Source organism: Enterovibrio sp. FF113, assembly GCF_041439165.1.
Lineage (GTDB): Bacteria > Pseudomonadota > Gammaproteobacteria > Enterobacterales > Vibrionaceae > Enterovibrio > Enterovibrio norvegicus_A.
The window spans coordinates 17,014-30,560 of the sequence record NZ_JBGONO010000014.1; the positions used below are offsets into that span (position 1 = coordinate 17,014).

Here is a 13,547-nt window from a genome sequence, read left to right on the forward strand (position 1 = left end):
GCGCTAGCCCAGTTGAGAACCCTGCCGACGCGGGTGTTTAACAGAGATCGGTATTTGGTGGCTCGTTCGCTTGAGATAGAGCAAGTATTGGCTAAAGCTCAGCGGACGCGAATAGTGGTAACCTTGGGCAATATCCACACCATAACGTTTCAGGATGACTGCCGTTTCGAGATCTTCAACCCCTTCAGCCACCACCATCAAACCCAGTGATTTAGCCATCTCCGTTGTTGTTCTCACGATATTTTGCTGGCGAGGATTACTCGTAATCCCCGTGATAAAGCTACGATCAATTTTTAATTCCGTAAACGGCAACTGCGAGAGATAAGTCAGCGAGGAATATCCGGTTCCGTAGTCGTCTATCGACACTTCAATGTCAAACTTTGAAAGCTTCTCTATCACTTCATTAAGCCTCACGTAATCAGACACCATGGTGGATTCAGTTAGCTCAAGCGAAAGAAGACCGGTTGGGACATTGTAGTTTTGTGCAATGTCGGCGATTTTGTCGACAAGATTAGGGATCGCAATATCTGACGCGCTGATATTGATGGATAAGCGACGGCTATAACCCAGCTCTATTAGCTTGCTTTGTTGATAGAACGCCCGCTTGATAACCCATATCGTCAGGTCATTGATCAAGCCTACTCCCTCGGCCAATTTAACAAACACCTCTGGCGACACTTGCCCAAACTTAGGATGCTCCCAACGTAACAAGACTTCTGACCCATGAATTGAGCCCGTACGCAGGTCAATCTGTGGCTGGTGATAAAGCTCCAATTCATCGTTGTCTATCGCCTTTTTGAGGTCCGCGACTAACGACATATTCAAGGTACGGTTAAAGTTATTCAGTGAATCATAAGCATGAACTTTATTGACCGTCATGGACGTTTCAGTGAGTGCCTGCAACGATTTATTGAACAGTACATCGGTAAGCTTACCGTCTTTTGGATATGAACTCGTTCCAATCGTACCCTGAATACGAATAGCAAAACTGTTGAGCTCTACATAACAATCGAGTTCATCAATCACACTCGACAAGAACAACGCCACTTTCTCATCATCAGACGACAAGACGATGAAACCAAAGTGACCTTCCTTGATACTGGCAATCCTGTACGACCGCGATTTTTGATAGCCCGATTCCACAACGTGGACAACATCGCTATCTAATGCTTCATCCAGTTTTTCGCATACCTGACCAACGAAATATCGTTTTTCTTCCGCCGACATATAGGGTGCTAGGCTTGAGAATCGACCAATTTCAAAGCAGCACAGGGTAAAGTTGGCGTTTCTATTGATCAGACTTTCGACCATCAGAGACAACACATTCGCATTGGGTGTTGCCGACATGGCATCGTGGGTGAGCTGATATACCGATTCTTCTCGTTGATGTCGAAAACGCTCAGCTAACGCAAGCGCCATACAAAGAACAGCCAGTACCGTACCGAACATCAGCGCATAACGTGTCAGCAGCGTGTATTCGATCACACCCGTCACAAGCAACGGCGGAAAAATACCCGCAACCAGCAAAGGAAGCCAAGAAAACAGGAACATCCCGCTCCAACGTCTGCCCACGTTCCAGCGCTGCCAAATAAGCACGCCGATTAAGCCGTAGAACATTGGTTGAATCGCAATTAAAAAAGTACCCGAAATGTGTTCTGGTAAAACAAAGGAAATCAGCATTAAACCGCTTAAGACCATGATGCCATAGTGAACAACTTGTCTAAGCAGAGACTGGACTTTGTGCACTCTCAGATAAAGGTGTGCAAATAGGAGCGCTTGTAAGAATAATCCAAACGTTAACGCGACAATATTATTGCTAAAAAACGTCTGTACCGCGGGTGGAAACAAATAGATACCAAAACCATGAACGGCACCGAGTTGTACTAACGCCGTCAGCACATACCCTGAGTAAACCAAGTAAACTCGTTCTTTGAGCGACAAAAACACAGCAAGATTATATACCGCAACCAGTAACATAATCGCGATGAAACCACCCCATACCGCATGAAGAAGTTGTGTTAGCACATGGAACTCATGCGCATTTAGCAGCCAAATAGGCATAACAGGTATACCCGTTGAATACACCTGTAAATAAATCGTTGAGCTTTCAAACCCATCCAACGTTAATGGTACTGCTGGCGGCATATCGACTTGCGTATAACCTTTTTGGACACTGTCTCCCAAGTGCCAACGCTTAACTTCTTGCCCCTCAGACGCGAACTGATAAATGTTGAGCCTGTCGATCATTGGCGTATCAAAATACAAGCTCAGATGACGATGATCTGCGCCCATATTTTCGACATTCATCTTGATCCAGTAAGATTTTTTCCCAAGTTGCCATGGAATGTCTTTCGGGTCATCAACACTTCGGAATATCGCAGATTCTTTGACGTAACCAAGAATGTGGCTATTGGTGCTATCAACAAAATACCCATAATTGACGTTGATGTTTTCTGCATAAGACGTCAAAGGAGGGAAAAGCCCTGCAAAACGGACCCCTACGATGGCGAACAAAGATACAACAAGCAATGTCGCATAAATCCAAAGCATCCGGTTAGGTATCAGGGATCGGAATCTCATGCCCCTGCCTCGCTTTGCAAGCGCAGGCTACCGATGAACCGATAAAACACGGAAACATATGGATTCGATAAAACGTTCATAGGCTAACCAACTAAAGTGCTGCTACATCAATAATATAAAGGAATCTTTTCACAACACGGTTCATGAGGGGCGATGTCATCGTTCGTATAACCACCAAAATAGCGATACCGGTATGTTTCAATTTAGATACGGATGACTACTTTTTCAAACACGAATGCAGGATGAAGCATAAATTTCATCTTGTTTTCTGTCGTTACTGACGCGAACAAATGAAATGATCGTGAACATTTGTTCACTCTGAAGAAAATCAGTAGACTGAAGACGAATAATTTAAAGTAGGACGTGACAATGAGCACCACGCGAACATTGAGCAGCAACTTTGAAAGCCTGCTAGACGACACGAATCTTCTTACTGAAATCGCGATTCTGTACTATCAACACAACACGACCCAAGAAGAGATTTCTAAGAAATTTGGTGTCAGCCGCGCGAAAGTGAGTCGGCTTTTACGAAGAGCTCGTGAAGAAGGCATTGTCGAAATCACAGTGAAATTCCACCCGGTTCACAGCGCACAACTCGAACAACGGTTGATGGAGAAATTTAATCTAAAACGCGCATTGATCGCCCTCGACCAACCCAGTGTGCAGGAGCAACGCACCCAAGTTGCCACACTGGTTTCCTCATTTATCGACGGCAACTTGCAAGACGGTATGGTTGTCGCCGTTGGACAAGGCCAAAACGTTGCGGCGGTTGCCGATCAACCCGGCATTGTTTCTCATCGAAATGCGCGTTTCGTTTGTGCCATCGGCGGCACACACAGAAGTGGCGACATCATTAACGCAGACCACATCTGCCGTCGCCTGGCTAAGAAGTTCGGCGGCAGCAGCGAGACGCTCTACGCCCCTGCTTATGTAGACACACCGCAGATTCGCGACGTTTTCCTTGGTCATCCCAATATCAACGAGACGTTAAACCAAGCCCGCAAGGCCGAATTTGCACTGGTTGGTATCGGTGACATGGACGAAAACAGCCACATGGTGAAATTGGGGTGTTTCTCCGCACGCGAGTTCGTTGAAGCCCGAGTTAACGACGGTATTGTTGGGGACATTGGTGGCTTCGACTTCTTCAAGTTGGATGGCAGTCGCGCCAATACACTGATGCGTGACCGTGTAGTCGGATTGGAAATGCAGGATTTAATCAACATTCCTAATGTGATCGCCATGGCCAGTGAAAGTCGAAAAGCGCTGTCTATTCTTGGTGCACTCAAAACCCAAACCATTGACGTGTTAGCTACCAGTGCAAGTTGTGCCATGGCATTGCTTAATATGGTTGATAACGAACAGTGACCCATATTTCTCTAAAATGCGGATTGGACAATATTTCAACATCCTTTCAACACATTTGGTTATCAAGGGTAAAATGAGTGAGATCGTCGTGAGATTTATCCGATCAGATCGTTGACTTTATCGCATAAAACAAGAAATATGACCCTATCATTTGCTCAGGTACGTTGCATTTGTTCAACCTGTTGCTGACATCGACACAAGCAGGTTGATAGAAATGTCACCGAGCAGCTCCTGACTGCAAAGCATTCATGGTGAAACTCTACATTAAAGGTCTAAAAGATGAGCACGAAACTCGAACAATTACGCAAGCTCACAACCGTGGTTGCGGACACTGGTGATATCGACGCTATCGCAAAGTACCAGCCTCAGGATGCGACAACTAACCCGTCTCTTATCCTAAAAGCAGCCCAAATCCCCGAGTATGCGCCTCTGATCGAAGAAGCGATTGCCTACGCAAAAACAAAAAGCCAAGACACTGAACAACAACTGGCAGATGCGGGTGACCGTCTCGCGGTAAACATTGGCAAAGAAATCCTAAACGTTATTCCAGGTCGTATTTCAACCGAAGTCGATGCGCGCCTTTCTTATGATTTCGAAAATAGCGTCGCTAAAGCACGCAAGCTGATCAGCATGTACAACGAAGCAGGTATCAGCAACGACCGTATTCTTATCAAGCTGGCATCAACGTGGGAAGGTATTCGCGCAGCGGAAGTGCTAGAAAAAGAAGGCATCAACTGTAACCTGACGCTGCTGTTCTCGTTTGCTCAAGCGCGCGCCTGTGCTGAAGCGGGTGTTTTCCTGATTTCGCCGTTTGTTGGTCGCATCATGGACTGGTACAAAGCAAAAGAGGGCCGCGATTTTGCCCCAGCAGAAGACCCAGGCGTATTGTCTGTTTCTGCTATCTACGATTACTACAAGTCTCACGGCTACAATACCGTCGTGATGGGCGCAAGCTTCCGTAACATTGGTGAAATTCTTGAGCTGGCTGGTTGTGATCGTCTAACCATTAGTCCTGACCTGCTTCAAACGCTGTCAGATGAACAAGGTGAAGTGGTTCGTAAGCTTTCTGATGATGTTGAAATTAAAGAGCGTCCAGCTTCGATGACACACGCTGAGTTCCTGTGGGAACATAATTCTGACCCTATGGCTGTTGAGAAACTGGCTGAGGGCATTCGCAATTTCGCCGTTGACCAAGGCAAACTTGAAGTCATGATTCGCGAGAAGTTGTAAGTTCGCAAAACACATTTTCAAGAGCGGCTATTGCCGCTCTCTTATTTCTTATATGATCCTGACCTACAGGTCTGAACATCATTTAATAAGGTAAGCCTAAGATGGAACGTAAAACCCTTGCCAATGCGATCCGTGCTCTAAGCATGGACGGTGTACAAAAAGCCAATTCTGGTCACCCAGGCGCCCCAATGGGCATGGCGGACATCGCTGAAGTCCTGTGGCGCGACCACATGAACCATAACCCGCAAAACCCTGAATGGGCTGACCGAGACCGTTTCGTACTGTCGAACGGCCACGGCTCAATGCTGATTTACTCTCTGCTTCACCTGACAGGTTACGATCTGTCGATTGATGATCTGAAAAACTTCCGCCAACTGCATTCAAAAACCCCAGGGCACCCTGAATATGGTTATGCACCGGGCATTGAAACCACCACTGGTCCTCTAGGCCAAGGCATCACCAACGCTGTTGGTATGGCGATGGCAGAGAAATCACTGGCAGCGCAATTTAACCGCGACGGCCATGACATCGTTGACCACAACACCTTCGTGTTCTTGGGTGACGGTTGCTTGATGGAAGGTATCTCTCATGAAGCATGTTCACTGGCGGGTACGCTAGGTCTTGGCAAGCTGGTTGCGTTCTGGGATGACAACGGTATTTCTATCGATGGTCACGTTGATGGCTGGTTCACTGACAATACACCTCAGCGTTTTGAAGCATACGGTTGGCATGTTATTCCAGCAGTAGACGGTCACGATGCCGCAGCAATCAATGCAGCGATTGAAGCAGCAAAAGCAGAAACAGGCCGTCCGACCCTGATCTGTACGAAAACCGTGATTGGTTTCGGTTCACCAAACAAAGCAGGCACACACGATTGTCACGGCGCACCACTAGGCGCTGACGAAATTGAAGCGACCCGTAAACAACTAGGTTGGGAACATGGCCCGTTTGAAATCCCGCAGGACATCTATTCAGCGTGGTCTGCGAAAGACGCAGGCGCAGCTAAGGAATCGGCGTGGAATGAGAAACTTGCAGCTTATGAAGCAGCTCACCCTGGACTTGCAGCTGAATTCAAACGCCGCGTAAACGGTGAACTACCAGCAGAATGGGAAGCGAAAGCGAGCCAAATCATCGCTGACTTGCAAGCCAACCCAGCCAACATTGCATCACGTAAAGCCTCTCAAAACGCGCTAGAAGCGTTTGGTGCCATGCTACCTGAATTCATGGGCGGCTCGGCTGACCTTGCGCCTTCAAACCTCACCATGTGGTCGGGTTCGAAAGCTGTCACAGCAGACGACGCATCCGGTAACTACATTCACTACGGTGTGCGTGAGTTCGGTATGACAGCGATCATCAATGGCATGTCACTGCATGGCGGCTTTGTGCCTTACGGTGCAACTTTCTTGATGTTCATGGAATACGCGCGTAACGCGATGCGTATGGCCGCGCTGATGAAAATTCAGAACATCCAAGTGTATACCCATGACTCAATCGGTCTGGGTGAAGATGGCCCAACACACCAGCCTGTTGAGCAAATCGCATCGCTTCGCCTAACACCAAACATGAGCACATGGCGTCCGTGTGACCAAGTGGAATCTGCTGTTGCTTGGAAACTGGCGATTGAACGTAAAGACGGTCCAACGTCGCTTATCTTCTCGCGTCAAAACTTAGCACAGCAAGCTCGTAGCGCGGATCAAGTAACCGACATCTCCAAAGGTGGTTATGTCCTACTGGACAGCGTTGGCCAACCTGAGGTGATTTTGATTGCCACGGGTTCTGAAGTTGAGCTCGCAGTCAACGCAAGCAAAGATCTGTCGGCACAAGGCTTCAACGTGCGCGTTGTTTCTATGCCTTCAACAGACACCTTTGACAAGCAAGATGCGGCATACCGCGAGTCGGTGTTGCCTTCTGACGTAACGGCACGCGTTGCGATTGAAGCAGGCATTGCAGACTTCTGGTACAAGTATGTTGGCTTCGATGGTCGCATTATCGGTATGCACAGCTTTGGTGAGTCGGCACCGGCTGATCAGCTGTTCAAAATGTTTGGTTTCACGGTTGAAAACGTCGTTGAGACAGCGAAAGAGTTACTCGCATAACTTCCAGCTCAAACATAAAAAACCCGCCAATTGGCGGGTTTCTTTTTATCTGCTCGCTTTGAAATTGCGCGACCAGAAATTACGCGAATTGCTTTCTACGCAACTCTCGTGAAAGACCGAGGTACAAACTCACACACATCACCAACAAGAACACCGCGAACGGCAACCCAGTAGAAATGGTTGCTGCTTGAAGTGCCCCTAAGCCGCCCCCCATCAAAAGTGCTATCGCCGCAAGTCCTTCAATGGAGCACCAGAAAATACGCTGAGAAACTGGCGCATCAATTTTGCCGCCTGCTGTAATTGTATCAATAACCAGCGAACCCGAATCTGATGATGTCACAAAGAAAATAATTGTCAGAATCATACCAAAGAAACTGATCACGCCAGTAAACGGCAAGGCTTCAAACATCTTGTAGATGGAGAGCTCTGGCTGCCAGTTGCCATTGGTGATCAAGTTCACCACGCCGTTGTAGCCGCCATCCATTTGATCCAATGCCGTCGTACCAAACGTCGTCATCCAAACGATACAAACGATGGTTGGTGCAATCAGTACTGCCAGAATAAATTCACGTACGGTACGACCGCGAGAAACACGAGCGATGAACATACCAACGAATGGAGACCAAGATACCCACCACGCCCAGTAGAAGGTTGTCCAACCATGGTAGAAACCAGAATCTTCACGACCCACCCAGTTAGACAAGGCTGGCAACCAGCTGAGGTAATCCACGGTGTTTGTCACAACACCTTTAAAAATGAGCATGGTTGGGCCTACAGCAATCACGAACACCATCAACATGCCCGCCATCACCATGTTGATTTCACTCAGGCGCTTAACACCGCCGTCCATGCCACGATAAACCGACACCAATGCCGCTAAGGTGATCAGCAGAATCAGGATAGATTTTGTTTCAATACCCGCATCAATACCAAACAGATAGTTGAGTCCTGCTGCAATCTGGTTCGCACCTATACCAAGCGATGTTGCCAAGCCAAACAATGTCGCCAGTACTGCCATGATATCGATGACGTGTCCCCAAACACCCCAAACGCGATCACCCAGCAACGGGTAGAAGGCGGAACGAAGTGTCAGCGGCAGACCTTTGTTGTAATGAAAGAAGGCCAACGCCAACCCCACCACCGCATAAACTGCCCACGCGTGAAAACCCCAGTGGAAAATCGATGCTGCCGTACCAATGCTTCGTGCCGCCTCAGAGCCAACTTCTAAGCCTAATGGTGGGTTAAGCGTATGGTTCATAGGCTCTAACACGCCATAGAACATCAGGCCAATGCCGACACCTGCTGAAAACAGCATGGCAAACCACGCTGGATAGGAGTAATCAGGTGTCGCTTCATCCCCACCCAGTCGAATTTTACCGACTGGCAAAAATGCGAGCACCAAACAAAAAATTAAAAATATGTTGGCTGAAATCACAAAGAACCAGTCAAAAGACTGGGTGATTGCTGGGCGCAACCACCCAAAGAACTCTGCGGCTTGCTCTTGAAATATCAGCACACCCAATACAAACACCACCACCATGATGGCGGAAATTGGGAAAACAGGGTTGTGGAAATCAAGCCCTAGTGCGTTAACGTTATCTTGACCAACTTTATAATCAGTATTGTATTGATCGTCATTATTCACTTCCGATGTTGAATCACTCACAGCATTGCCTCATTTTTTCACTCCCAAACGCCACCCGGTTGAGCAGTAATAGCAACGCCCTTTCTCACGCCTCGTAGAGTGAGAAAGAGCATTCATTAAATACACCGCATAATGATGACCAATAGCCCTTTGAAAATCAGATAAAACCCCGTTTCATCCCGATTAATGAGCAATCGGTCAAGAGCGTAATGTAAACGCAATTGAATATCTCACTTTAGAGATGAACAGAGTTAAAATTGAGAATTAAAAACAAAGCGGAGACCAATAGGAAGTACCTATGGTCACGATAATGGCAGGGTTTCACGGTTAAAATGTGTTTAAAACCGCCAAAGAACTGCTCATTCAATCAGCCCTCATCAAACACCAAATTTAAACCCACCAAATGGTAGTTTATTCGTACCTTACAGCACACAACCTAAATATATCGCCTCACCATTAGCAAACTCTGAAATAGAAAATCTCTCCCACCTTTAAATTTTTTATGCCTCGTCCACTCATCTATCACCTCTTAGACTGGCTCCATCAAAACGTTTAATTGGAGATAAGCGATGTCGGACACCAAAACAGCGAGTCAGGGATACATTGAACGCAATGTCGACTTTAGCGTTCCCGTCATCATTAAAGGTGGTGAATTGCCTTTTTCTGATACACCCATGGTTGGTGTTAAAAGAATGATGTTCGAACGACGTGGCGACGAAATAGCAAGACGTGCTACTTCTTGCGTTCGTTACGAACCAGAAAGCTTCTTCAAACCGCACAGCCATCCTGGCGGTGAAGAGTACCTCGTCTTAGACGGCACATTCTCTGACCAAAATGGCGACTTCTCGAAAGGAATGTATGTTCGCAACCCTGTTGGCTCAACACATCAACCATTTACTCACGAAGGCTGCGAAATTTTCGTGAAACTCTCGCAAGTGCCGGAAAGTGAACCTGACTACTTTTATCTCGACACAAATACGGCGACATGGGAAACGATGGCTGACGGTAAAAGAACACTTCAGTTATGGCAGTCGTCTCTTGAATCGAGCGCGTTGCTAGATTTGCCAGCAGGCTTTAATAGCGATGTTGAATCACACTCAGATGTTAACGAAATTTTCGTCATCTCTGGGCAAGCTATTGTCAACGGCGAACACTATGCCGACCACTCTTGGATCCGTTTCCCCGCCAATACACCCGTACAAATTTATTCTGTCGATGGCGCGCGGATTTATCAAAAAATTGGCAAAGGCGAAGTTCGTACCTAACCCAATAAAATCACAATCGTAATGCTAATTAGCAAGGAATCGTCGGATAGATCCGACCAAGGAGAAGTCATGCTTTCTGAAAATAGAATCACCCTTTTTGAAACGACAGGGTTCCCTAACCCAGCCCGTATTCGCGCAGCTATAGCGGAGAAATCTGCCCTAAATGATGTCGATTTTGTCGAAATTGATGTTATGAATCTCGAACATAGAACTGATCAATTCTATGCCATGAACCCAATGGGTACCGTACCTGTTCTGCGCACCGCCGAAGGTGAGTTCATTTCCGAGTCCACAGCGATCACAGAATATATTGATGCATTCTTTGCAGGGCCGTCGCTAACAGGAACAACACCTCTAGAGCGTGGGTTGATCCATATGATGCAACGCCGTGCCGAATCAATGGTGCTTGATGCAGTTGCTACCTATTTTCACCACGCCACTCAAGGACTAGGCCCTCTCATTGAGAAATATCAATGTAGTGAATGGGGCAACCACCAAAAGCAGACTGCATTAACAGGCTTGTCATATTTCAATGAGCACTTAAATGAACATTCGTTCGTCGCGGCAGATACTTTTTCAATGGCAGATATCACGCTGTTTTATGGGCTCGCGTTCGCAGAATTTTCCGGGCTAAACATTCCTGCAGAATTGACAAGTCTTATTGCTTGGCGCGAAGAGATGGCCAAGCGTCCTTGTTTCTCCAATCAATAAGGAAATGTATCACCATGAAAGTACATCCATTCTTTCACATAGAAACAGGCTCTTTAACCTATGTTGTGTCAGACAGTGGGCTTGCGGTGATCATAGACCCCGTTCTTGATTACAAGGACGGGGAAATCCTGTCTACCCATATTGATGAGGTGTTGGATTTCATCAAGAAAAAAAGCCTAAAATTGCGATACATTCTTGACACACACATTCATGCAGATCACCTCTCTGCTACCGATTACGTCAAAAAGAAAATGGGTGGGAAGACAGTGATGAGTAAAGGTATTCATCATGTTTTTTCGTACTGGAAAGACAAATTTGGACTAGAGAAACTGGCTAAGTTCGATTTTCTTGTGGGGGATAATTCTCGCCTGCATTTTGGTACAAAAGTGATCGAAGTGATGGAAACACCGGGGCATACACCTGCCTGTGTCACCTATCGAATTGACGACTGCATATTTGTCGGTGACACTTTGTTTGCACCAGACAGAGGCACATCGAGAGTAGACTTCCCAGGAGGAAGCGCTGAAACGCTCTATCAATCAATAATGAAGATCTACGCGCTACCCGATAACACAAACGTTTACCTCTGCCACGATTATCCACCCATAGGTATCAGCCCTACAAGCTGTACACCATTAGAGTGGCAAAAAAAGCGAAATGTCATGCTAAACAATCAGGTATCAAAAGATGAGTATGTGATGATGAGATCGGGAAGAGACAAAGTGTTAAATGAACCGCGACTATTGAATATTGCAGTGCCCTATAATCTGACGTTTAAACTACCAACATAAAATCAATATTGAAAAGAAGAAACTTAGCGACGGTATTGCCGACTATTTAAGTCGCAATACCCCGCTCGCTTAACTCAGTGAGATACTTGTGAAAGGAGCCATCGCCGAAAAGCGATAATTCGCTGGTCTGTATCCAACTCATTTCGCCAAACTAAGTAGTAGCAAAAACTGGACGGGTAACTGCTCGTTTTACGATCGAAAGGGCACACCAATTGCCCTCTTTCTAATTCATCCACTACCAGCACCCCTCTCGCTAATGCTAACCCTTTTCCCCTAATGGCAGATTCCATCACACTCGAAAAATTGTTAATTTTTAGACCGTGCATTCTTTCTGGTGCAGGAACACCCAGTTTTTCACACCATTCACTCCAAGAAGGATATAAATGGCTAGAGGTCACCGAATGATCATGAATTAAAGGAATGTGATCTAGCGTTTCAGGGAGACCAATCTCTAATTGGTATTTTTCCATAAAGTCAGGGGAACAAACGGGAAATACATCCTCAAACATCAAATGCTGAACACTCAAATTTGGCCATTGACCCATTCCATACCGAATCCCAATATCAATACCTTGAGTGCTGTAGTCGACGAGCGTCACGTCTGTTTCAACATGAATATCAATATCAGGAAAGTCATTCTGGAAATCATCAATTTTTGGCAACAACCATTTGGACGCGATTGAAGGACTTGCCGACAAGGTAATGACTGTCTCCCCACTTTCCTCTTTTAGCAGGCTTAACCCTTTAAGAATATGGCTGAATCCACGTTGGATCTCTGGAAATGCCCGAATTGCTTCTTCCGTCAAAGACAGACGAGAAGCCCCCGATGTCGCACGTATAAATAGTTTAACCCCTAACCATTCCTCAAGCTGCCGCACCTGTTGTCCAACGGCTGCAGGCGTTACGTTGAGCTCCTGTGCCGCCCCTGCAAAACTCAAATGCCTCGCTGAAGCTTCAAATGCTTTAATGCCATTAAGGTGTGCAACCCTTTGCACCTTCTGCTTGATATAGTTTCTTTTAGAAACATCCATTTACCATCAACCCTAAAAATCTAATATCGATGACCTATCACTCGACAACAAACCTCTTTTATAGGCATCTTTTTTTAACATAGACAACAATTTGCATTAACGCACATTACTGCCTGCCTTTACGTTTTTATTCCACGCCGATTTTCGGTCAATGAACAGTAGCGAACCATTAAAAATAGTGACTTTATATACAACTTGACGAGCATTGAAATGATAGGCACACATCTCCACCTACCCCATCAAAGACGAGATAAATAACATCTGGAATGGCATGCCTCCTGAATTTCAGCGACTCTAGTTACACCCAACCGGCTCAAATTTTGGAATGTTAAACCAATTACATAAGGTAATGCTAAAGTACCATTTATGAATAGTTAATCCATAGAGCGCAATAAATGACATCCGTCTTTATTTTAAATCAATGCATCTTAATAAAGATTGCAGCAACCATATCAAAACCAAAAAATACGATTATGTATATTAATTATTTACACTACCATTCAATAACTTAGATTAAAAACTTAATTCACACACCACCAATACTAACCCGATATAAAAACAAAACAAGATGAATGGCAAAAATCAATATAAATTTCGCGTCAAAATAAATTTGGTACTAATTTAATCCCAAGTAACTAACAACGCATTAATCCCTCTCTTTTATTAAGGAGATATTAAGCGCATAAAAAGCTTCCGACACAACAAATTGTGGAAAATAGTTAAACAAATCAGATAGTTAAACCAATAGTATAAAAAACAGACACCAATTACACAAAACTAATACATGCGAATCTAAAAATGACAACCTTATATTTCTAATTCTTTTTTAATTA

The 13,547-nt window shown here is 45.6% G+C and carries 9 protein-coding genes; 6 read left to right on the forward strand and 3 right to left on the reverse strand.

Features of this window, described 5'->3' with window-relative positions; genetic code table 11:
- Positions 1-3: 3 nt before the first annotated feature.
- Positions 4-2,550: an EAL domain-containing protein gene (locus tag ACED36_RS12545; RefSeq protein ID WP_371733396.1), complete on the reverse strand. Its 2,547-nt coding sequence runs from the start codon at positions 2,548-2,550 to the stop codon at positions 4-6.
- A gap of 399 nt (positions 2,551-2,949) precedes the next feature.
- Between ACED36_RS12545 and ACED36_RS12550 the strand changes: the two genes are divergently transcribed.
- The 3 genes from ACED36_RS12550 to tkt all read left to right on the forward strand — a co-directional run bounded on the left by ACED36_RS12550 (position 2,950) and on the right by tkt (position 7,271).
- On the forward strand, positions 2,950-3,945 hold the full coding sequence (locus ACED36_RS12550; protein ID WP_016960325.1) for a sugar-binding transcriptional regulator: 996 nt from the start codon (positions 2,950-2,952) through the stop codon (positions 3,943-3,945).
- Positions 3,946-4,224: 279 nt separating this feature from the next.
- Positions 4,225-5,175, forward strand: a complete 951-nt coding sequence (gene tal, locus ACED36_RS12555) for a transaldolase (protein ID WP_017006241.1) — start codon at positions 4,225-4,227, stop codon at positions 5,173-5,175.
- A gap of 101 nt (positions 5,176-5,276) precedes the next feature.
- On the forward strand, positions 5,277-7,271 hold the full coding sequence (gene tkt / locus ACED36_RS12560) for a transketolase (protein ID WP_371733356.1): 1,995 nt from the start codon (positions 5,277-5,279) through the stop codon (positions 7,269-7,271).
- 79 nt (positions 7,272-7,350) lie between these two features.
- Here tkt and ACED36_RS12565 read toward each other — a convergent pair whose 3' ends face one another.
- Positions 7,351-8,937 carry a BCCT family transporter gene (locus tag ACED36_RS12565; RefSeq protein ID WP_371733357.1) on the reverse strand — a complete coding sequence of 529 codons (1,587 nt, stop codon included), beginning with the start codon at positions 8,935-8,937 and terminating at the stop codon, positions 7,351-7,353.
- Between the two features lie 548 nt (positions 8,938-9,485).
- Between ACED36_RS12565 and ACED36_RS12570 the strand changes: the two genes are divergently transcribed.
- The 3 genes from ACED36_RS12570 (at position 9,486) to ACED36_RS12580 (ending at position 11,683) form a co-directional block, all read left to right on the forward strand.
- Complete coding sequence (locus tag ACED36_RS12570; RefSeq protein WP_016959535.1) at positions 9,486-10,181, forward strand: cupin domain-containing protein; 696 nt, start codon at positions 9,486-9,488, stop codon at positions 10,179-10,181.
- 69 nt (positions 10,182-10,250) lie between these two features.
- A complete protein-coding gene (locus ACED36_RS12575; protein ID WP_371733358.1) occupies positions 10,251-10,892 on the forward strand; it encodes a glutathione S-transferase in 642 nt (213 codons plus the stop codon).
- A 14-nt stretch (positions 10,893-10,906) separates the two neighbouring features.
- Positions 10,907-11,683, forward strand: coding sequence for an MBL fold metallo-hydrolase (locus ACED36_RS12580; protein WP_016959533.1), 777 nt, complete (start codon positions 10,907-10,909; stop codon positions 11,681-11,683).
- 74 nt (positions 11,684-11,757) lie between these two features.
- On the opposite strand, the gene ACED36_RS12585 is transcribed toward ACED36_RS12580, so the two are convergent.
- Complete coding sequence (locus tag ACED36_RS12585) at positions 11,758-12,714, reverse strand: LysR substrate-binding domain-containing protein (RefSeq protein ID WP_016959532.1); 957 nt, start codon at positions 12,712-12,714, stop codon at positions 11,758-11,760.
- Positions 12,715-13,547 lie beyond the last annotated feature (833 nt).